Raw genomic sequence first — 20,414 nt, 5'->3', positions numbered from 1 at the left:
GCGGGGTGGTGGTGCCGGTGGTCTCGGCCGGGGGGGCGGCCCGGGGCTGCGCGGCGGCGCCGGCTCCGGGAGCGATGGCGGGCGTGACGAGGGCGAGGGTGAACCCTCGAAGGGTCAACGCGGCGCCGCACCGGGGCGATCGTCCGCGGTCCGGGCGCCGTGGGCACCTGTCGAAACGGCCTCCGCCGCCCGGGCCCAGCCGATAGCATCCGGCCCATGGGGAGCTGGCAGGTCACCGTCCTGGACCACCGTCACGAGACCGGCGGACGGCCGCAGGGGCGCCCGGAGGGGCCGCTGGCGCGGCGGGACGGCTGGGAGGTGCACGGCGGGGACGGCTGGCTCAGCTGGGTCGGCCCGGACGGCGGGGTCCGCTGGCGCCGGCCCTGCCCGGGGCGGCCGAACGCGGCACACCTGTCCGCCGACCGGGTGCTGGTCACCACCGACTCCTTCGAGTACACGGCCTGGGGCCACCTGGGCCCGGCCCTGCTGGTGGACCTCGCCGCCGGCTCCCTGGTCGCCGAGCTGCGCGGCGAGCGCGGCGCGGCGCTCGGCGACGACGGCCGGTTCGTGCTCGGGCTGGAGGGCTACGGCGCCTTCCACACCCGGGCGTACGACCGGGACGGCGCCGTCACCGACAGCTGGCCCAGCTACGGCCACTACGTGGTCGACGGCGGGCTGCGCGTCGTCGAGGCGGACCGCCGGAACCCCACCGGCAGCCGGGTGGTGCGACTGCTGCCCGGCGGGGTGGTCGAGCGCGGCCCGCGGCTCTCCGACGCCCAGGCCCCCGCGCCGCTGGTGCTGCCCGACGGCACCCTACTGGTGCTGGACGCGGGGGTGCTGCGCGCCGTCGGGCGGGAGCTGGACGACGCGGTGCTCGCCGAACTGCTCCCGCTCGCGCCGGACCAGCGGCACCGCTTCACCGGCGCGCTGCGCCGGACGGCCGAGGGCCTGACCGCGACGCTGGTCGAGCGCCATCCGACCCGGATGGGCCGCTACCACCGCCACGTCTGGACCCTCGGCCTGCACACGCCGCAGCCGGCGCTGCAACTACCCTCGCGCTAGCGGCAGTTGCCGCACCAGGTCCGGCTCATCGGACGGTCGCCCCCCAAGGGCCGTCCTCGGGGCGCGCCTCGGTGTCCGTCCCCGGCCAGGGCGGCATGGTGACGGCGGTGATCCGCAGCCCGTCGCCGTCCGGGTCGGCCCGGAACTGGAAGGCGGTGCCCAGCGGGATCGACACGGCCGTACCGGGGTCGAGCCGGTGCACCTCCTCCCGGCCGTCCTGGCGCCGCCACAACTCGCCGCCGCCGCCGGTGACCTGCCACAGCTCCTGCACGGTGGCGTGCGACACCGCGTGGGTGACCTGCCCGGGGGCGAGCTCGAAGACGGCGAGGCTGCCCAGCCCGTCCAGGACCAGCAACGGGCGGACCACGGCGCCGTCCGGGGCGGTCACCACGGGGGCGTCGGCGGCCTCGGCGCTCTCGAACGCCTGGTGCCGTGCTGAGACGGACTGCTGCACTGACTGATCGTTCATCCGACGACCCGGCCTCTCTCGTACGACGGAGTTCCCGGGATCGTCCCCCGTCGCCGATCGGACCACGCCCACCGCTTGGGCCCGGCTTCGGCACCGGCCGACGTCCGACCTCGGGACGCCCGCGCAGCCGCTACCCCGGGACGCCCCCGAACTCGCGCACGGCGTCGGTGACGATCGCCTCCAGCCGGGCGTGGTGGGCGCCGCGCCAGTAGGCCTGGCCGCACTCCGTGCACTGGGCGAAGGCGTCGTAGGAGCGCTCGGTGCCGTCGTGGAGCTGCTCGCGCACGGTGGTCTTGCTCACCGTGCGCAGGGTGCCGTTGCAGGTGGTGCAGCGGCTCCAGGGGTCGAGCGGCGGGGCGAAGCGGGAGAGCACGTCGCGCAGCTGCTCGGCGGGGCGGTGGCTGTAGACGTAGGCGCCGGCCCACAGCTCGCGGCGGCGCAGCAGGCCGCGGTCGCGGGAGAGCATGATGCGCTGCTCGGCGGCGGAGCGGGCGGCCAGCGCGGCGTCGCCGATGTCCGGGTTCTCGTACGCGGCGTCGAGGCCGAGCAGGCGCATCCGGCGGGCGAGGGTGCCGAGGTGGACGTCCAGCAGGAAGCGCGGCGCGGCGGGCGAGGGCTGCGGCCGGGCCACCGCCTCGACGCTGACGTGCTCGTCCTCGGCCGGGACGTACGAGTCGGGCACCGGCCGGCCGTCCACCCGCAGGGTGCCGACCTCGGTGAGCGGGACGCCCAGGGACTCGACCACGTGGCCGAGGCTGGAGGAGCCGTCGGTACGCAGCGCGGTGCGGCCGGCCCGCCGGGGCGCGGAGACGAAGAGGTGCAGCTCGGGGGCGAAGTCGAGCCAGATCTGGGGTCTTTCCACGCGGCCAGCATGCCAGCGGACGGCGGGCCGGGGCCACCGGTTTGCCCGGCGCCGCCCTGGGCGAGTCCGGCGGACAGGCCCGGACTCGCCCTACGAGGCGGCCGCCGCCGCTGCCAGCGGCGCCCGGTCGCGAGCCGCCCAGCGGGCCACCGGGCCCATCGCGTACCCGGCGGCGAGGAACACCGCGCCCAGCACCAGCCAGCCGGCGAGCCCGCCGTCCAGCAGAAGGGCGGTGAGCAGCAGCGGTCCGAGGGTGCGGGCGACGGCCACGCCGGTGCCGAAGAAGCCCTGGTACTGGCCGATCCGCTCGGGCGGCGCGAGGTCGAAGCCGAGCTGCCAGGAGCCGGCCGACTGGCGCATCTCGCCGGCGACCTGGAGGACGGCCGAGGCCACCAGCAGGGCGGCGAAGACCCACAGCGGGACGTCCAGCACGGACAGCCCGCAGACCACGCAGGAGGCGAGCAGCAGCACCCCGGACGAGCGCACCGCCCGGACGGCGGAGTCCAGTCCGCTGACGTCGCGCGCCGCCCGGACCTGGAAGGCCAGTACGGCCAGGGTGTTGAGCACGAACAGCACCGAGCCGAGCCAGCCGAGGCCGGGGGCGCGTTGGGCGATCCACAGCGGCAGGATCAGGCTGAGCATCGGCATCCGCAGCAGCAGCACCGTGTTGACCAGGGTGACGGCGGCGTAGCGGCGGTCCCGCAGCACGGCAAGGCGCGGGCCGGTGCCCGACTCCCGTGGCGCGGGCGGGACTTCCGGCAGCCCTCGGAGGACGAGGGCGCCGGCCAGGAAGCCGAGCGCGGTGACGGCGAAGGCGCCGAGGTAGGCCGTCCGGGTGCCGACGGTGAGCGCGATGCCGCCGATGGCGGCGCCAACGGCGAGTCCGCCGTTGAGGGTTGACTGCAGGTGGGCGAGCAGGCCGGTGCGTTCGGCGGGCGGCACCAGGCCCGCGACCAGCGCCTGCCGGGCGGCGGTGAGGCCGGACTGCGCGGTGGCGTAGAGGCAGACGGCGAGCAGGAAGGGGGCGTACGAGCGGACCACCAGGAGGACGGCGACCACGGCGGCGGTGGCGAGCGCGAGCGTCACGGCGGTGCGGCGCGGGCCGCGGCGGTCGGCGAGGTGGCCGAGCGGCACGCCTGCCAGCGAGCCGAGCGCCCAGGCCACCGCGAGGCCCAGACCGAGGGCGGTCGGCGACATGCCGACGACCCGGGTGAAGTAGAGCGCGGAGCAGGTGTAGTAGGCGCCGTCGCCCACCGCGCTCGCCAACTGGGCTGCGGCGAGGGTGCGCTGGGGGCCGGCGGGGGGCAGCAGGGCGAGCCGGGCGGCGCTCTGGTTCGGCACGTGTCTCCTGTCGGACTGCGGACTGCGGACTGCGATTCGGGACGACGGACTGCGGACGGGCGGCGCGCGGGCCACCCGTTCACAACCGCTCGGGGCGGTCCGTGGTGGGGCAGCGCCCAGCCTAGGGAAGAAGTGGACCATCCGACAGATCCATTGATCTTGCATCCACCTGGGCCACTTCCACACCGCGGCCCACCACCCACCGCGCCACCCACCGCACCGCCGGGCGCACCGCCGGGCGATCCGTGAACTCCCGTGCGACAGCCGCCCGTTGGCCCGTCGACCGGATCCGGCGCAGCCCGACGCCGCCCCCGCCCGCCCGGCCGAAGCGCCGTCCGTACCCGCTCGGACTCCCCCGCCGGAAGCGGACCGGACACCTCCACCAGCCGACCGGAGGGCCAAGATTGACCGTGTTGACCCGTCAGTAGCGCCCTCCTATGCTCGACGGCGTTCGCGATCCGGCTCCGGGGCCGGGGCCGTCCGTGCCCGCCCGATCCGGCGCCGTCCCCGGCTCGAAGGGTTTCCTCCCATCAGCACCTCCATCGCGCCCTCGGACACCGCCGACCCCCCTGACGACGAGCCGGCCCGCCCCGCCGACGACGACACCGGCCGCCGCCGCTTCCTCACCTACCTTCTGGCCGCCCCCACCCTCACCGTCGCCGCCCGGCTCGGCCTCGACGCCGCCGCACCCGCCACCGCCCGGGCCGCCGTCCGCACCGCCGAGGCCGCCGCGGCCACCCGGGGGGCCTCCGCGCCCCCGCAGCTGCTCGGCCTGCCCGGCATCCCCGACGTCCTCGACCTCGGCGACGCGATGATCCTCGCCGGACTGCCGACCTCCCACCTGCTGGTGCTCGAAATCACCCCCGCCGGGCGTGCCGCGCTGTACCTGCCCCGGCTGGAGGTCGGACAGGGCCTGACCACCGCGATCGCCGTGCTGGTCGCCGACGAACTCGACGCCGAACTCACCGACGTGGACGTGCCGCTCTCCAACGGCCGCCCCGAACTGCTCTTCAACCAGCTGACCGGCGGCTCCAACTCGGTGCGCTCGCTGTACGACCCGGTGCGCGCCGCGGCCGCGGCCGCCCGCGCCCGGCTGGTCACGGCCGCGGCCCACCGCTGGAACGTTCCCGCGGGCGGCCTGCGCACCGCCGGCTCAGCGGTGCTCGCCCCCGACGGCCGCCGGCTCGGCTTCGGCGAACTCGCCGCCGACGCCGCCGCCGTGATCGTGCCCGCCGTGCCCGCCACCCCCAAGCCGGCCGACCAGCGCCGTCTGGTCGGCCGGCCCACCGGCCGGATCGACGCCCGCGACATCGTCACCGGACGCGCCGAGTACGCCGGAGACCTCCGGATCCCGGGCGCCGCGCCCACCGTCGTCGCCCGCCCGACCACCGTCAACGGCACCCTCAAGTCGCTGGACGCCTCGGTCGCCCGCGCCATGCCCGGCGTGCTCGCCGTGGTGCAGATCCCCACCGGCGTCGCCGTCCTCGCCGAGACCTTCGACCAGGCGCTCAAGGCCCGCGACGCGCTGCGCACCACCTGGAACCCCGGCCCGGTCGCCGACCTCTCCACCGCCGACGTCCAGGCCCGGCTGCGCGCCGCCCACGCGCCGTTCCTGCTGCCGCCGCTGCTCACCCCGTACCTGGACGGCGAGTTCGACTTCGCGTTCGTCAACCACGCCCCGATGGAGGTGCTGACGGCCGTCGCCGACGTCCGGCCCGGCCGCGCCGAGCTGTGGTTCGCCGCGCAGAGCCCGATCATCGCCCAGCAGACCATCGCCGCCGAACTCGGCCTGCCGCAGAACGCCGTCACCGTCCACGTGGTGCGCGGCGGCGGCTCCTTCGGGCGCCGGCTGTTCTTCGACGCCGCCCTGGAGGCCGCCCAGGTCTCCAAGGCCGCCGGGCGCCCGGTCAAGCTGATGTGGACCCGCAACGACGACATGCGCCACGGCCGGATGCGCCCCGCCAGCCACCACCGCATCCGCGCCACCTACGGCCTCGGCCAGATCCTCACCTGGGAGCACCGCGCGGCCACCGTCCGCACCGACCTCTCGCACGGCCTCGGCGAGGCCCTCACCGGCGCCGGGTTCAACCTCTCCGTCGCCGGGATCAGCCTCGCCCAGGCCTTCTTCCTGCTCACCGAGAAGAACCCGTACGACGTCGGCATCCCCACCCAGTTGCTCGCCGAGGTGCCGCTGCAGGTGCACACCGGCAGCTGGCGCTCCGTCTACTCGGGCATGGTGCGGGTCGCCGACGAGATCATGATGGACGAACTGGCCCGCAGGATGGGCCAGGACGAGGTCGCCTTCCGCCGCGCCCGGGTGCGCGACGCCGCCGGGCAGGCCCTGCTCGACACCGTCGCCAAGGCCGGGAAGTGGGGCCGCCCGATGCCCGACGGCCAGGCCCAGGGCGTCGGCTACCACGACGAGAACGGCGGCCGGGTCGCCTACCTGGTCGAGCTCGACGCCACCGACCGCGCCAACCCCCGGGTCACCAAGGCCGTCATCGCCGCCGACGTCGGCCAGGTGATCAACCCCTGTGGTCTGGAGGCCCAGTTGACCGGCGCCCTGATCGACGGCATCTCGGTCATCCTGCAGGCCGGCAACCATCTGGACAACGGCGCCTTCCGGGAGGGGAGTTACGCCGACTTCCGCTACGCCCGGCAACGCAACAGCCCGCCGACGGTCGAGATCCACCTCATGCCGCCCGGCGGATCCCCCGGCGGCGCGGGCGAGTTGGGCGTCCCGGCCGCCTCCGCCGCGGTCGCCAACGCCTACGCCCGCGCCACCGGCACCAGCCCGCGCTCCTTCCCGATCGACTTCTGAGGACATCGACTCCCCATGCCCACCCACACCTTCGTCCTCAACGGGCAGCCCGTCAGCGTCGACGCCCCGGACGACATGCCGCTGCTCTGGGTGCTCCGCGACAAGCTCGGCGTCACCGGCCCCAAGTACGGCTGCGGGGTGGGCGTCTGCCGGGCCTGCACCAGCCACCTCGACGGCCAGGAGTTCCAGCCGTGCACCCGCACCGTCAAGGACTGCGAGGGCCGCGCCGTCACCACCATCGAGGGCCTCGCCGACGGCGACACCCTGCACCCCGTGCAGGAGGCCTGGATCGACTGCGACGTCGCCCAGTGCGGCTTCTGCCAGCCCGGCCAGATCATGACGGCCGTCGCCCTGCTGCACCGCACCCCCGCGCCGACGGACGCCGACATCGACCAGATCCAGAACATCTGCCGCTGCGGCAGCTACCCCCGCATCCGCGAGGCGATCAAGCGCGCGGCGGCGACCCGGGCGGCGCACTGACGCGGCTGTGCCCCGCCCGTTCGCCGGGCGGGGCACAGCCGGGTCAACCGGCCGTCAGCACGCGCGCAGGCCGTTGTGGAAGTACCAGTTGCCGTCGGTGTAGGCGCCGTAGGTGTACGCCGTTCCGAAGAAGTTGCCGTTGGTGCCACCGATCTGGTACCAGACGTTGCCCTGGTTGTTGATGTCCTCGCCCCGGGTCCAGCACTCGATGTAGATGTCGTCCGAGGACCACGAGTACGAGTACACGTCGGCGGCGACCTTGGCCGACCAGGAGTTCGGCTGCGAGTAGACACCCACGCCGTGGCCGCTGGCGTGGTACTGGAGGTAGTACCAGCCGTCGGCGGAGGCGCTGCCGGCCGAGATGCCCACCGCGCCGGCCGCCAGTGCCAGCACGGCCGCCGTGGTCGCCCCGCGCCGCCCGATCTTCTTCATGATGTTCTTGACCATGAGGGTCCTCCTGTCCGGCCGGACGCCTGGTCCGGCCGCTCCGTTGCCAACCCCGTCGACCTCGACGGCGGAGCCAGCTGACCCGATCACCGGCACTGTTCGGTACCGCCTGACAGGAACTGACAACAGCTGACACGCCTGCCGAACACGCCTTCCGCCGACCGGAGTCGACGAATCGCCCCTTCACCGCCGTCACCCATCGCTATGATCCGTACGCGACAAGCAAGCAGCGGCACCGAAGGATCTGACAGCTGACAACAGGGGGCCGTCATGGCGGAACACCAGCAGGAGCCGCGAGCCACGCGAAAACCGCCGACCGCCGCCGAGAACTTCGCCGGTCAGCTGCGCACCCTCCGACTGGACGCCGGCCAGCCCTCGTTCCGCACCATGGCCAAGGCCGTCGGCTCGATCTCCCACACCACGCTCTACGAGGCCGCCTCCGGCTCCCGGCTCCCCTCCTGGCCCACCACCCGGGCCTTCGTCAGCGCGTGCGGCGGGGACGAGGAGGAGTGGCACCACCGCTGGCGGGCCGCCGTCAAGGGGGAACCACCCGCCGAAGTCGTCATTCCGGCGCCGCCGACCGCCCCCGCGCCCGCGCCCGCGCCCGCGCCTCCGGACGCGACCCCGGTCCCGACCCCGGCCCCGACCCCGGTCCCGACTCTGTCCGGGGCCGTACGGATCGCCCCGCCCGCCGCGCCGGCCCGGCCGCCGCGCACCCGGCTCTGGACCCACGCGCTCAGCCTGCTCCTGGGGCTGGCGCTCGGCGTCCTCGGCACCCTCGGCCTGCTCGCCGACCGCACACCCGCTGCCCGGTCCCCGGCCCCAGCCGGCGCCCAGTCCGCCATGCACGACTGCCCGAGCGCCGACCCCGACCTCCCCGCGCCCGGCGAACACCCGACTCCGGGCCCGCCCGGCCCCGGAACGCCGCCCCCCGACTGGGTCGCCCGGACGGCCTTCGGCCAACAGGCCGCCACCAGCACGGACTTCACCCTGCCGGTGCTGGCCCCGGTCGCCCGCGGGGACGCCCTGGTGGTGTCCGTGCTGCTGACCGGCACCTGCCCCGGACCGGTCACGGTCACCGACAGCCACGGCGACCGCTTCCAGTTCCTCGGCGACGTCACCGACGCACTGCGCCACCGCGTCCTGGTGCTCGCCGCCTTCGACGCCGCCGCCCTCACCACCGCCGACTCGATCCGCGCCAGCTATCCGCGCTCCGAGGACTTCCACGTCGCCGTGGACGAGTTCCGGGGCGTCAGCACCCTCCGCGCCTTCTCCCCCGCCTCCGGAGACGCCGGCGGGTCCGCCTTCACCACCGCCGGCAGCTCCGGCTGCGAACCCGGCGACCTCCTGGTGGGCGCGGTCGGCAGCAACGGCGGCACCGCCCCCGAGTTCGCCGCCGGCTGGACCGCGCTGCCCGTCCTCCAGCTCTCCCACGACCGCCTCACCACCGCCCACCGGATCGCCACCGGCACCGATGCCGACGCCACCCACTGCACCGCCACCGGCCGCACCACCGCCCAGTGGGACGCCGTCCTCGTCGTCCTCCGCTGAGCGCCCACCCCACGGCCGCGCTGCACCGACCCCGACCCTCAGGCGCGGATCAGGGCCGGTCGAACACCCCTACCGAGCGCCCCCGTCGCAGGCCCAGCCGAACGCCCCAGGCGAACGCCCCCGGCGAACGCCCCCGTCGAACGCCCCCGGCGAACGCCCCCGTCGAACGCCCCCGGCGAACGCCCCCGGCGAACGCCCCCGGCGCAGCATGCCCCTACCGGCCGTCCAGCCAGGTCGCGATGCCCTCCAGCACCTCCGCCGCCACGTGCCCGGGCCGGGCGTACTCGGCCGGGGTGGCGGGGCCGTCGCCCGGCAGGAAGAGGTGGTTGAGCTCCGGGTGGACCCGCACCGTCACCCCGGGCCGGTCGGCGAGGGCCCGCCGCCAGCGCGTCAGGTCGTCCTCGACGGTCACCTGGTAGTCCCGGCCGCCCTGGAGGATCAGCATCGGGACGGACAGGCCGGCGGCCGTGGCCACCGGGTCGTAGTCGCGCAGGTCGAGCCAGTACGCGGCGGAGAGTCCGAACGGCAGCGCGTCCGCCGGGGTGTCCGGGGTCAGCTCGGGGCCCGCCACGACCGCGGCCTGCCCGACCAGGGTCTCCACCAGCTGCTCCAGCTGCGGTCCGGGCATCAGCGCCGCGAGGTACCGGGCCACCCGGACGGCCGCCTGGTGCATCGGCTGGGCGTCGGCGGCCAGCAACACCAGTCCCGCGACCGGGGGTTCCGCCGCCGCGGCGATCCGGGGCGCCACCTTGCCGCCCATGCTGTGGCCGAGCAGGTGGAGCCGGTCCGCGTCGATCTCCGGGCGGGCGCGGAGCAGGTCGAGGGCGGCGAGCGCGGGCGGCAGGTACTCGTCGGCCATGGTGAAGCCGGCGGGCAGCCGGTCCGGGTGGGTGAAGGTCGGCTTGTCGAAGCGCAGGACGGCCGTCCGCCGGGTGGCGAGCCCCCAGGCGAGGTCCTTGAGCGGCTTGTTGGGGCCACTGCTCTCGTCGCGGTCGAAGGCGCCGCCGCCGCTGAGCAGCACCACGGCGGGCCAGGGGCCCGGTCCGATCGGCAGGGTGAGGGTGCCGGGGACGGCGAGCGGTCCGCTGCCGAGCAGCACGTCGGTCTCGGTGAACCGCGCCGGGTCCGCGTACGGCGGCGGCTGCCAGGCGGCGCCGTCGCCCGGGTCCAGCCGCAGTCCGTGCAGCAGGCCGTCCGGGCCGACCGAGGTGACCACGGTGAAGCCGCCGTCCGCGCAGCTCACCGGGATGCGTACGCGCACCGGCTCGCCACCGGGTTCGGCCACCTCCTCGGCCTCTTCCCCGGCCACCTCCTCGGCCTCCGGCTCGCCGATCGCCGTCACCCCGCCGCGCCCGTCGGTCTCGGTCGCCCAGGCGAGCCGGAGCGCCTCGGCCGGGACGGCGGCCCGCAGCGGCGGCGCGAACAGTTCGACGGCCTCGGCGAAGTCCTCGGCCCGCAGCAGTGCGGCGAACGCGCGGGCCGCCTCGGTCACTCGTCTCTGATCATCCCCCATGGTCAGGAACCGTATCAGGGGCAGGATTTGGCTCCGCCGACCGCCGGGTCACGCGCCCGGGTCGCGGCCGAAGAACGCCGCCAGCCGGTCGTACGCCGGGGCGTCCGCCGGCGCGGGGACTTCGGGGCCGAAGGCCTCGCCGCGGTACTCGGGTTTGAGGGCGCCGTGCGCCCAGTCGAGCGCCGCATCGGCCACCTGGTGGTCCAGCCCGTCGGTGGACTGGCCGGTCGCGTGCGCCAAGTCCCAGGCGTGGACGGCGAATTCCGTGGTCTGCTGGTCGACCGCGAAGCGGGCCGGGAGGGTGCCCCCGCCGGGCCCCGGCACGGTGCCGGTGAGGTCCCCGGCGGCGCGCCAGGCCTGGACGAGCCGTTCGGCGCCGGCTTCGAAGGCGTGCAGCCAGTCCTCCTCCACCCGGTCGAAGGGCTGTGACCAGTCCGGTCGGCCGCCCTCGGCCCGGAGGGTGAACTGCCGCAGGTCGTGGAGGAGGTGGCTGATCAGATCGCCGACGTCCCAGGCCTGGCAAGGGGTCTGGTGGCCGGCCAGCTCGACACCGGTGCCGTCGATCAGCCCGGCGGTCTGGGCGAGGGCCCGGGCGAGCAGGTCGATCGGGTCGTCCACCGCGGTCATGGCACACCTCTCGGTCGGGGTCTGGGTCCTGTCCGGCGGATCGTGTCGGATCGGCGCGCGGCAGGATCCGCCGGACAGGGCCCGGGGGCGCACGGGTCGTGCCGGGCGATCGTAAGCGCGGTCACCGACGACCGCCCGGCACGACACCGCCGCCCCTGCCGGACAGGCCCTGGGCGTCAGGCGGCGAACCCGCCGTCCACCGACAGTTCGGCGCCGGTGACGTACCGTCCGTCCTCGCCCACCAGGTAGGCGACGGCGCCCGCCACCTCCGCCACCGTGCCGTAGCGGCCTAGGGCGACGAAGCCGCGCTGGAAGTCGGCGGAGGGGCCGTCGGCCGGGTTCATGTCGGTGTCGATCGGGCCCGGGTGGACCAGGTTGACGGTGATCCCGCGCGGGCCGAGCTCCCTGGCCAGCGCCTTGGTCAGGCCGATCAGCGCGGCCTTGCTGGTCGCGTAGAGCGCGGCACCGGGGAAGACCACGCGCTGGGCGATGCAGCTGGCGATGCTGACGATCCGCCCGCCCTCGGCCAGGTGCTCGACCGCCGCCTGGGCGTAGAGGTACGGCGCGCGGACGTTCACGTCCAGCACCCGGTCGATCTCCTCGATCGAGGCCTCCTCGATCGGCCCGCCGGCGCCGGCGCCCGCGTTGTTCACCAGGACGTCCAGCCGCCCGAACCGCTCGGCGACCTCCGCCACCGCGGCGCGCACCGCCGCCGGGTCGGCGCTGTCGGCCCGCACGGCCCAGCCGGTCCGGCCCATCGCGGTGATCTTCGCGACCACTTCCTCGGCCCGCTCGGCCGAGCCCTGGTGGGTCAGCGCCACATGGGCGCCGTCCTCGGCCAGCCGCAGCGCGATGGCCGCCCCGATCCCCCGGCTGCCGCCGGTCACCAGGGCCACCTTGCCGTCGAGCGCCGCCGCACCGTTCATCGTCATGTCTTCGGATCTCCTCGTTCACCGTGTTCCGATCGCGCCCCCGCCGGTGTGTCCGGCCGGTGTGCCGCTCTCGGGGTACGGGTCGATCCTGGTCCGGATTCCTTGACGTCTCCGGCGGTATTCGGACGTTGCGTTCAATCTTCAACTACGACTCCGCGCGCCCCGGTGGTGCGACCACCGGCAGTACGACGCGACCCACGAACGCGCCGGAACGGCCACCCCCGCACAGGGGTGGCCGCCGGTGTGGAGCCGCGTCAGACGGTCAGCGTCTGCCCCGGGAAGATCAGGTCCGGGTCGGCGCCGATGGTGCGCACGTTCTTGCCGTACAGGCTGTCGGTGTCGACGCCGAACTTGGCGGCGATGTCGCTCAGCGTGTCACCGCTCCTGACGGTGTAGCTGCCGCCGGAGGTGTTCCGCTCCGCCGCCGGGGCCGACTGCGCCGGCTTGGCCGACGGACGGCCCTGCGGGGCCTCCGCGGCGGGCGACTTGGCCTTCGGGGTGGCCTTGGGAGCGGTGTGCTGGGCGGCCTTGGGGGCCGCCTTGGTGGAGCGCTGGGCCGGCTTGGCCGCCGAGGGGCCCGCGTCCGAGCCGGTGTCGACGGCGGCCGGGGCGCCGCCCTTGCTCAGGCCGGCCTTCTTGGAGCAGACGGGCCAGGCGCCCGGCCCCTGCGAGGCGAGCACCTTCTCGGCGACGGCGATCTGCTGCGCCCTGGTCGCCTGGTTGGCCTGGGGGGCGTACGCGGTTCCGCCGTACGCGGCCCAGGTGGAGGGGGTGAACTGCAGTCCGCCGGAGAAGCCGTTGCCGGTGCTGATGCTCCAGTTCCCGCCGCTCTCGCACTGGGCGACGGAGTCCCAGGCCGAGGAGGGTGCGGCGGAGGCCGAGGTGGCCGTGACGAGGCCGGCCACCGGCAGGGCCGCTATGGCGGCGCCCGCGATGACCGCCAGCCGCAGGCGGTTGCGCTTGACGGTGGCGGTGGTGTCGGTGGCAGCGGCGGTCTCGTGACGGGAAGTCATGAATGTCCTCTCGACAAGCCCCGGGCGGGCAGGCGGAACCAGGCCCGGGACACGGGCCGGTCGGTCGCGCTCACCTCACTCGTCGGGCGGCCGGACACGTGTCGGACGTGCCGTGCCGCCCCGGTCACCTCCACTCGCCGACGGCCTGTTCGAGCCGGTCTCGTCGGCGGGCACCGCCCTCGCGCCGGGGGTCAGTCGGCGGGCCGTGCGTCGGGGTGAACCCGGGTGGCGCTCGTTGCGCCGCCAAGAAAGCTAGGGGCATGTCCGGGGCACAGCAAGCAATTCTTGGTCATCGCAGGTCAGTTGACTGTTACCGGCGGTATCGATCAAGAAACAATGCCCGGTTCGACCGGTTTTGACCGCATTTTAAAGATCGAACGATCAATTTCCGTGCTCGCGCTCACATCTGTCCATCCGTGAAGTCCCGCACACCGTCGACGGCCCGTCACCGATCACTGACGGGCCGTCACCACGACATCCGGAGTTCCCCGTTCGGCAAGGCGATCGAGTGGGATCCGTCACCACCGACACCGTCCGCGATCGCGCGAGGACGCTCAGCTACGGACGTCGAGCTCCGCGTCCCGCGCCAGCAGCGCCGCCTGGACCCGGTTCTCGCAGCCCAGCTTGGCCAGGATCCGGCTGACGTACGTCTTCACCGTCGCCTCGCTCATGTGGATCCGGGCCCCCGCGTCCGCGTTGGACAGCCCCTCCCCGAGCAGCGCCAGCACCTCCAGCTCGCGCCCGGTGAGCACCTCCAGCCGGCGCCGCGCCTCCGCCCCGCGGGCCGCCGCCGAGCCGCTACGCCCGGAAGCCAGCGAGTCGACGATGTGCCGGGTGGCGGCCGGGGAGAGGAAGGCGTTCCCGCCGGCCGCCGCACGGACGGCCTGGATCAGCTCGTTCGGCGCGGTGTCCTTGAGCAGGAACCCGGCGCCGCCCTCGGTCACGGCGCGCAGGACGTTCTCGCGCTCCCCGAAGGTGGTGAGGATGATCGCCCGCGCGCCGGGGGCGACCCTCCCGAGCTCCCCGAGCGCCGTCAGCCCGTCCATCACCGGCATCTGGATGTCCAGCAGCACGACGTCCACCCGGTGCGCCCGGGCCAGCTCCAGCGCCTCCCGGCCGTCGGCGGCCTCCGCGACCACCTCGATGTCATCGGCCGACCCCAGGATCATCCTGATCCCGGCCCGGATGAGCGGCTCGTCGTCGGCGACGAGGACTCGGATCACGCTGGTCATTCCCCTCGAACGGTGGTGCGACTGGAGCACCATCCTCACATCCCCGCCCCCGCCGTCCCCCGCCCGGGCCGCCCCGGCCCGACGCGCCCGGCCTCGGCGGCCGGGGCGGACGGTGTCAGCTCTTCTTGACGTACTCCACCTTCTCCACCAGCACCCCGCCCTTGAAGCAGAACCGCGCCGCGTGGTCGTCCGACCAGGAGTCGCCCGTCTCCGCCTTCGCCAGCGAGTACCAGCGGCAGTGCGAGTCGTCCGGCTTGGGCGGGCCCGCCTGCTGGTAGTCGGAGGTGAAGAAGTCGTTGCCGGGCGGCAGCTGCCGCATCACCTCGGACCTCGACTCCCCGACCCTGATCTGCTCGTAGAGCGACTGCGACACCGTCGAGTCGCTGGCGCCCCGGACGAAGGCCACCACGCCCCAGGCCACCAGGCCCGCCACGATCAGCGTGACCGCGCCCACCCCGGCCGCACAGCCGAGCGCCGGGCGGCGCCGGCCGTCCTCCGCCCCGTCGGCCGGCGGCAGACCGGACATCCAGTCCTCCTCCGCCGTCAGCGCGGCGGCGCCCTCGGCCTCCGCCCCCTCGTACGGGAGGACGGCCGCCAGCCGGAAGCCCTGCTCGGGCGTCGGACCGGCGTGCACCATCCCGCCGACCAGCCGGGCGCGCTCCCGCAGGCCGGTGAGCCCCTGTCCGCCGCTCACCACCGCCCCCGCGCCGGCGCGCGCGCCGACCAGCTCCGGCGCGCCCGGGTTGGTGACCTCCACCACCAGCGCGTCCGGCTCGTACCGGAGCGCGACCGCGATCGGTGCGCCGGGGGCGTGCTTGTGCGCGTTGGTGAGCGCCTCCTGCACGATCCGGTACGCGGCGTGGTCGACCGCCGCCGCGAGCGCCCGCCGCTCCCCCTCGGTACGGAACACCACCTCCGCTCCGGCCGCGCGGGAGGACTCCACCAGCCCCTCGACGCCGTCCACCCCGCCCCGGGAGGGCGCCGGGCCGGGGGCGCCTGCCGCCGGCGGCAGGGCCGTCGACTCGTCGTGCAGCACCCCGACCACCTCGCGCAGCTCGCGCATCGCGGCGACCGCCGCCTGCCGCAGCACCCCGACCGCCTCCCGCTGCCGGTCGCTGAGGGTGCGGTCCACCTCCAGCGCGCCCGAGTGCACGGAGATCAGGGCGAGCTGGTGGCCCAGGCTGTCGTGCATGTCCTGGGCGATCCGGTGCCGCTCGCGCAGCCGGGCCTGGTGCACCACCATCGCCCGCTCGCGCACCAGCTGGTCGTTGCGCTCGCGCAGCGCGTCCAGCAGGGCCCGGCGCTGCGCCCGGTAGCGGCTGTAGAGGGCGGGCAGCACGGCGAAGACCAGGAAGACGCCGAGCGACAGTCCGATGATCAGCTTGGACGAGCCCGTGGCGCCGTCCTTGAGCATCCCGAAGGTGGAGAACACCAGGTAGCTCAGCACGAAGGCGCCGACCAGCCGCCACACCCGGCCGATCCGCGCCCCGGCCACCCAGCCCGCGCACACCAACAGCAGTACCGGCCCCACCGACCAGCCCGCGATCGCCCCGGTCAGCACCAGCACGCTGGCCGGGAAGCCGCGCCGCAGCACCCACAGCACCGCGACCGCGAGACCGAAGGGCCAGGCCAGACCGGTGCCGGCGACCAGCTCCAGCAGCCCGGTGAGCACGGCCAGCAGCAGCGCCACCACCGCCTCGCCCACCACCCGCCGGGGCCGCCACGGCCCCGGGAGTGCCGTCCGTACCACCTTCGACCAGGCCCGTGCGATCGCGTCCACCCGTCGAGGCTAACCGGGCGGCCGTCCGGGCCGCGGTCACCCTTCGTCGTCTCCGGGGCCGACGAAAGTCGCCGTTCCGGGGCCGACGAAAGTCGCCGCTCCGGGGCCGCTGCCCGAGCCGCCGGCCTCCCCGAAGACCGTGAGCAGCAGCGCCACGTCGTCCACCCGCCCGGTCGAGCCGACCTCCCGGATCAGCCGCTCGGCCAGCTCCTCCAGCTCCTCCCCGGGCCGCCCGTGCGCCAGCGCCGCCCGCAGCCGGTCCACCCCCTGGTCGATCGCCAGCGCCGGGTCCTCCACCAGCCCGTCGGTGTACAGGGCGAGCAGCGAGCCGGGCCGCAGCCGCAGCTCGGTGACCGGGTACGAGGCTCCGTCGTCCACGCCGAGCAGCGGCCCGCCCGGGACGTACAGCGCCTCGGCCCGCCCGTCCGGGTGGCGCAGCACGGGCGGCAGGTGCCCGGCCCGGCCGATCCGCACGGTGCCGTCGGCGGGGGTGAGCCGGACCAGGCAGCAGCTGGCGAGCAGCCCGGGGTCGAGGTCGAGCAGCAGCCGGTTGGTCCGGGTGAGCACCCGGTCGGGCGGCTCGCCGCCGCTGGCGAAGGCCCGGACGGCGCTGCGCAGCTGGCCCATCGCGGCGGCGGCGGCGACGCTGTGGCCCTCGACGTCGCCGATCACCAGGGTGAGGTCGGCGCCGGTGATGATCGCGTCGTACCAGTCGCCACCGATCTCCATGCCCTGGGTGCCGGGCAGGTAGCGGGCGGCGGTCCGGATCCCGGGCACCTGCGGCAGCCGGTGCGGCAGCAGGGCCTGCTGCAGGCCGCGGGCCAGGGCGAACTCGGCGTCGTAGAGCCGGGCGCGCTCCAGCGCCTGGGCGATGAAGCCGCCGAGGCCGGTGAGCAGGCCGCGCTCCTCGACGGTGAAGGGGTGCGCCCGGTCGAAGCCGAGGATGCAGCTGCCGACCGGCCGGCCGGAGGCGATCAGCGGCAGGAAGGCCCAGGCGCCCATCTCGTCCAGGGCGAGGCCCGGGTAGGCGGCGGCGAGTTCGCGCACCGACTCGAAGAAGATCGGGGTGCCGGTGCTGAGGGTCTCGGCGCCGGGCACCCGGGCGTCGAGCGGGGTGCCCTCGAAGCCGTCCAGGAAGCCGTCGGGGTAGCCGCTCTGCGAGACCAGGTGCAGCCGCTGCTCGCGAACCCCGTAGATGGCCAGCTCCTGGCCGCCGAAGGCCGGGAGGATCTCCTCGGCCACCGCCCGGCACACGTCGCGCACGGTGGCGGCCTCGGTGAGCGCACTGGCCAGCTGGAGCAGGTGGTGGGTACCGCCGACGCCCCCGACACCGCCACCGCCGCCCCCGCCGGCGCCGGCGGTGGCCGGGGAGAGCACGGCGGCCGGCGGCTCGGCCGTGCCCGGCGGGGCCTCGGCGGCGACCACCCGGGCGGTGACGCCGTGCGCGTCGGGGAAGAGCGAGAAGGCCAGCCAGCCGTCCGGCGGGCGGGCGGCCAGGAAGGCGGTGGGCTGCTGGGAGAGCAGGGCGGCGCGGTAGCGGTTCTCGTAGAAGGGGTCGGCGAGCCAGGGCAGCACCTCCCACGGGTGGTGGCCGACGAGGTCCGCCGCCCTCGCCCGCAGCAACGGCTCGGCGGCCCGGTTGGCGTAGCTGATCAGACCGTCCGGGTCGAGCGCGAGGACACCCTCGTGCAGCCGCTCGACGGCGGCCGCGGCGGCGGTCAGGGTGCTGACGTCCAGGACGGCACCGACCAGGTGGGTCCGGCCGTCGGAGATCGCGCCGGGCACCCGGGCCCACAGCTCCACCGGGTGCGGGTGGCCGGCCGGTCCGAGCACCCGCACCCGGGCGGCCAGCACCTCGCCGCGCTCCAGGGCGGTCCGGGCCGCGGCCCGGAACCCGGGCACGTCCCCGGGGGCGATCCGCCCGGTCAGGCAGCCCACCGTGCCGTCGAACTCGCCGGGCGCGAAGCCGAAGATCTCCCGGAACCCGACGTCTGCGGCGAGCGCGCCGGTGGCCACGTCCCAGTCGAACAGCCCGACCCTGGTGCTCGGCGCGGACGCCGACGGCAGCTCCACCACGGCGGCGTCCCCGGCCGGCTCCACCGGCTGCCCGGAGGCCACCAGCTCGGCCAGTCCGGCGCCCAGTCGGGAGGTGATGGCGGTCAGCTGCGGGCCCTCCCGGGCCGGCCCGCCCTCGTCCGCGGCCGGCCACAGCACGCTGAGCACCCCGAACCGCTCCCCGCCGTGCCCCACCGGCACGCAGGCCGAGACGATCTCGTACGGCAGGCCGACCGCGAGCTGGGGGAAGCGCCGCATGGTGTCCTCGGAGTCGGACAGCTCGATGCTCCGGCCGCTCCGGAAGCAGACCGCCACCGGCAGCGGCCCGGCCGCGGCGATCCGCCGGAACGGGCTCATGATCGACAACGGCACCCCGGCCAGGGTGCGCAGCACCAGCGACCGCCCGTCCGGCGACCGCAGGTACACCATCGCCGCGTACGCCCCGGTCGACCCCAACGCCCCCCGGACGGCCTCCGCCAACAGCTCGTCCCGCCGGTGCTCCACCTCCGGGCCCGTCCCCCCGACCGGATCGCCGGCCCCACCGGTCACCTGCGGATGGCGCATGCTCCCTTGCTACGTCCGCCCCGGAACCGTGTCAAGGCGAACCCCCACCGCCTCCGGTCCACCTCCGCCCCCTCCGGCACCAACGCGGACGCCCTCACCGGCCTCGTCGACCATCCGCCGGGAGGGTGAACCCCTACAGCTCGGTGAGGTCGATCTCCACGGGATACGGGACCACGGCCTTCACCACGCCCGTGAACAGGTCACCGGCCCGGTGCGACCGGCTCCCCGTGGGCCTGTGCTGTGTGCCACGGCCGAGTGGAGCACAGCGACGACTTCGGATGGTTCGGGGACTGTTCGATATCCTCGCGGCGGGTGGTGGCGCGGTGGCCGCCGGGGGTGGAGGCGAGGGCCGCATGAAGTCGTCCGAGGGGCCCGCGCGGGAGGCGGCGTGGCAGTGGGACGGGCCGGTGGACGGGGCCGGCGGGGTGTCCGGGGACGTGATCGGCCAGGGCCCGGACGGGGGCGGGCCGCGGCTGAGCCGGCGCGGGCTGCTGGCCGGGGCCGGGGCGCTGGCGGTCGGCGGGGCGGCGTGGGCGCTGAGCCGTGCGGGCAGGGGGCCGACGCCGGGCCCGAGCAGGCCGCAGCCGACCGGGGTGTCCGGGCCGGCGCCGCTGTGGACGTACCGGGGCGCGCAGGCGATGACCCCCGAGCGGCTGCTCGCCCCGCCGCCGCGCCCGGTGTTCCTGTCCAAGGCCGGATTGCAGGTCCTCGACCCGGCGGGCGGTGATCCCCGGCGGCTGCTGGTGTTCGACCCGCCGCGGCCCACGGACTGGCCGAGCGACCTGGAACTGCCCGGCGGGAAGGTCGCGATCGGGCCGGAGCACCTGTTCAGCACCGAGTCGAAGGGTCACCTGGACGCGCACCACCTGAGCGATCCGGCCGGCGACTGGAGCCTGCCGCTGCCGGAGGAGCTGCAGGGCCAGTGCAAGCTCACCGGCATGGACGGCGGGGTCCTCTTCGGTTTCGCCTGGGGCCGCGGCCGCCCGGAGCAGACCTCGGCGGAGAACCGGGTGTTCGCCCTGCGGCCCACCGACCGCTCGCTGCTCTGGTCCCTGCCCGCCGTCCAACAGGAGCTGCCGGTCACCCCGCTCGCCGCGGACGGGAAGTACCTCGCCTGCGCCCGCTCCCTCGGCGACCACTCGCTGCTGGTGGTCCGGCGCGCCGCCGACGGCCAGGAGCTGTGGACCGCCCCCGGCCAGGAGGACCTGCGCTGGTGCGCCGCCGACGCCGGGCGCCTCTACCTCCCGGACGGCACCGGCGGTGTCCGCACCCTGCGGGTCTCCGGCGAGCCGGACTGGACGGCCTCCCCCGCCCGCGGCGAGTCCTGGCGGGCGCTGCCGCCGCTGCCGGACGGCCCCCAGGTGTACGTCCCGCGCGACGACGGCGTGGTCACCGCGCACGACACGGAGACCGGCGCGGTGCGCTGGACCTGCCGGGTGCCGTTCCTGCTGGACCGCCGCAGCCGTCCGCTGGTCGCCGTCGGCACGCTGTTCGTCCCGGGGCCCGCGGCGGGCGGGGTGTGCGCGATCGACACCCGGTCCGGCCGACTGCTCTGGACCTTCCGCGACTCCGGCCCCGGCCGGGACGTCTGGGCGGTCGCCGTCGACGACCGTCGCCTCTACGCGGGCCACGACGACGTCCTGCACGCACTCCCGCTGCTCTGAC

At 75.5% G+C, this 20,414-nt stretch carries 16 protein-coding genes; 5 read left to right on the top strand and 11 right to left on the bottom strand.

Annotated features, from left to right (window positions below; translation table 11 throughout):
* Positions 1–216 precede the first annotated feature (216 nt).
* Entirely contained in the window at positions 217–1,062 is an 846-nt protein-coding gene (locus ACFWIS_RS13925; protein WP_380453097.1) for a hypothetical protein, read from the top strand.
* A gap of 25 nt (positions 1,063–1,087) precedes the next feature.
* On the opposite strand, the gene ACFWIS_RS13920 is transcribed toward ACFWIS_RS13925, so the two are convergent.
* The 3 genes from ACFWIS_RS13920 to ACFWIS_RS13910 form a co-directional block, all read right to left on the bottom strand.
* The gene (locus tag ACFWIS_RS13920) at positions 1,088–1,531 is read right to left on the bottom strand and encodes a cupin domain-containing protein (RefSeq protein ID WP_380453095.1); all 444 of its coding nucleotides are present in this window, start codon (positions 1,529–1,531) and stop codon (positions 1,088–1,090) included.
* Positions 1,532–1,661: 130 nt separating this feature from the next.
* Positions 1,662–2,393, bottom strand: a complete 732-nt coding sequence (locus tag ACFWIS_RS13915; protein ID WP_380453093.1) for a Mut7-C RNAse domain-containing protein — start codon at positions 2,391–2,393, stop codon at positions 1,662–1,664.
* A 90-nt stretch (positions 2,394–2,483) separates the two neighbouring features.
* Entirely contained in the window at positions 2,484–3,734 is a 1,251-nt protein-coding gene (locus ACFWIS_RS13910) for an MFS transporter (protein WP_380453092.1), read from the bottom strand.
* A gap of 271 nt (positions 3,735–4,005) precedes the next feature.
* Between ACFWIS_RS13910 and ACFWIS_RS13905 the strand changes: the two genes are divergently transcribed.
* Both ACFWIS_RS13905 and ACFWIS_RS13900 read left to right on the top strand, forming a co-directional pair.
* Positions 4,006–6,555, top strand: coding sequence for a molybdopterin cofactor-binding domain-containing protein (locus ACFWIS_RS13905; protein ID WP_380453090.1), 2,550 nt, complete (start codon positions 4,006–4,008; stop codon positions 6,553–6,555).
* A gap of 15 nt (positions 6,556–6,570) precedes the next feature.
* A complete protein-coding gene (locus ACFWIS_RS13900; protein ID WP_380453088.1) occupies positions 6,571–7,035 on the top strand; it encodes a (2Fe-2S)-binding protein in 465 nt (154 codons plus the stop codon).
* A gap of 54 nt (positions 7,036–7,089) precedes the next feature.
* Here ACFWIS_RS13900 and ACFWIS_RS13895 read toward each other — a convergent pair whose 3' ends face one another.
* On the bottom strand, positions 7,090–7,482 hold the full coding sequence (locus ACFWIS_RS13895) for a hypothetical protein (protein ID WP_380453086.1): 393 nt from the start codon (positions 7,480–7,482) through the stop codon (positions 7,090–7,092).
* 270 nt (positions 7,483–7,752) lie between these two features.
* On the opposite strand from ACFWIS_RS13895, the gene ACFWIS_RS13890 reads away from it, so the two are divergent.
* Positions 7,753–9,033, top strand: a complete 1,281-nt coding sequence (locus ACFWIS_RS13890; RefSeq protein ID WP_380453084.1) for a helix-turn-helix domain-containing protein — start codon at positions 7,753–7,755, stop codon at positions 9,031–9,033.
* 214 nt (positions 9,034–9,247) lie between these two features.
* Here ACFWIS_RS13890 and ACFWIS_RS13885 read toward each other — a convergent pair whose 3' ends face one another.
* The 7 genes from ACFWIS_RS13885 to ACFWIS_RS13855 form a co-directional block, all read right to left on the bottom strand.
* On the bottom strand, positions 9,248–10,546 hold the full coding sequence (locus tag ACFWIS_RS13885) for an alpha/beta hydrolase family protein (RefSeq protein WP_380453082.1): 1,299 nt from the start codon (positions 10,544–10,546) through the stop codon (positions 9,248–9,250).
* A 48-nt stretch (positions 10,547–10,594) separates the two neighbouring features.
* Complete coding sequence (locus tag ACFWIS_RS13880; RefSeq protein ID WP_380453080.1) at positions 10,595–11,173, bottom strand: TIGR03086 family metal-binding protein; 579 nt, start codon at positions 11,171–11,173, stop codon at positions 10,595–10,597.
* A gap of 176 nt (positions 11,174–11,349) precedes the next feature.
* Complete coding sequence (locus tag ACFWIS_RS13875) at positions 11,350–12,105, bottom strand: SDR family NAD(P)-dependent oxidoreductase (RefSeq protein WP_380453078.1); 756 nt, start codon at positions 12,103–12,105, stop codon at positions 11,350–11,352.
* Between the two features lie 254 nt (positions 12,106–12,359).
* Positions 12,360–13,118 (bottom strand): transglycosylase family protein, encoded by a 759-nt coding sequence (locus ACFWIS_RS13870; RefSeq protein WP_380453076.1) that lies wholly within the window; start codon positions 13,116–13,118, stop codon positions 12,360–12,362.
* 554 nt (positions 13,119–13,672) lie between these two features.
* Positions 13,673–14,341 (bottom strand): response regulator, encoded by a 669-nt coding sequence (locus ACFWIS_RS13865; RefSeq protein WP_380453149.1) that lies wholly within the window; start codon positions 14,339–14,341, stop codon positions 13,673–13,675.
* A 124-nt stretch (positions 14,342–14,465) separates the two neighbouring features.
* Complete coding sequence (locus tag ACFWIS_RS13860) at positions 14,466–16,130, bottom strand: sensor histidine kinase (protein WP_380453074.1); 1,665 nt, start codon at positions 16,128–16,130, stop codon at positions 14,466–14,468.
* A 36-nt stretch (positions 16,131–16,166) separates the two neighbouring features.
* Entirely contained in the window at positions 16,167–18,749 is a 2,583-nt protein-coding gene (locus ACFWIS_RS13855) for a SpoIIE family protein phosphatase (RefSeq protein WP_380453072.1), read from the bottom strand.
* A 353-nt stretch (positions 18,750–19,102) separates the two neighbouring features.
* Here ACFWIS_RS13855 and ACFWIS_RS13850 point away from each other — a divergent pair, with 353 nt between their 5' ends.
* Positions 19,103–20,413 carry a PQQ-binding-like beta-propeller repeat protein gene (locus tag ACFWIS_RS13850; RefSeq protein ID WP_380453071.1) on the top strand — a complete coding sequence of 437 codons (1,311 nt, stop codon included), beginning with the start codon at positions 19,103–19,105 and terminating at the stop codon, positions 20,411–20,413.
* The last annotated feature ends 1 nt before the right edge of the window (position 20,414 follow it).

This window comes from Kitasatospora sp. NPDC127060, assembly GCF_042724935.1.
Lineage (GTDB): Bacteria > Actinomycetota > Actinomycetes > Streptomycetales > Streptomycetaceae > Kitasatospora.
This window is presented reverse-complemented; position numbering and strand designations above follow the sequence as displayed.

Bases quoted from the DNA above. Each gene is read 5' to 3' on its own strand.
- ACFWIS_RS13880 (WP_380453080.1), bottom strand. From the start codon at position 11,173: ATGACCGCGGTGGACGACCCGATCGACCTGCTCGCCCGGGCCCTCGCC.
- ACFWIS_RS13895 (WP_380453086.1), bottom strand. From the start codon at position 7,482: ATGGTCAAGAACATCATGAAGAAGATCGGGCGGCGCGGGGCGACCACG.
- ACFWIS_RS13875 (WP_380453078.1), bottom strand. From the start codon at position 12,105: ATGACGATGAACGGTGCGGCGGCGCTCGACGGCAAGGTGGCCCTGGTG.
- ACFWIS_RS13885 (WP_380453082.1), bottom strand. From the start codon at position 10,546: ATGGGGGATGATCAGAGACGAGTGACCGAGGCGGCCCGCGCGTTCGCC.
- ACFWIS_RS13890 (WP_380453084.1), top strand. From the start codon at position 7,753: ATGGCGGAACACCAGCAGGAGCCGCGAGCCACGCGAAAACCGCCGACC.
- ACFWIS_RS13850 (WP_380453071.1), top strand. From the start codon at position 19,103: ATGAAGTCGTCCGAGGGGCCCGCGCGGGAGGCGGCGTGGCAGTGGGAC.
- ACFWIS_RS13870 (WP_380453076.1), bottom strand. From the start codon at position 13,118: ATGACTTCCCGTCACGAGACCGCCGCTGCCACCGACACCACCGCCACC.
- ACFWIS_RS13900 (WP_380453088.1), top strand. From the start codon at position 6,571: ATGCCCACCCACACCTTCGTCCTCAACGGGCAGCCCGTCAGCGTCGAC.
- ACFWIS_RS13855 (WP_380453072.1), bottom strand. From the start codon at position 18,749: ATGCGCCATCCGCAGGTGACCGGTGGGGCCGGCGATCCGGTCGGGGGG.
- ACFWIS_RS13925 (WP_380453097.1), top strand. From the start codon at position 217: ATGGGGAGCTGGCAGGTCACCGTCCTGGACCACCGTCACGAGACCGGC.
- ACFWIS_RS13920 (WP_380453095.1), bottom strand. From the start codon at position 1,531: ATGAACGATCAGTCAGTGCAGCAGTCCGTCTCAGCACGGCACCAGGCG.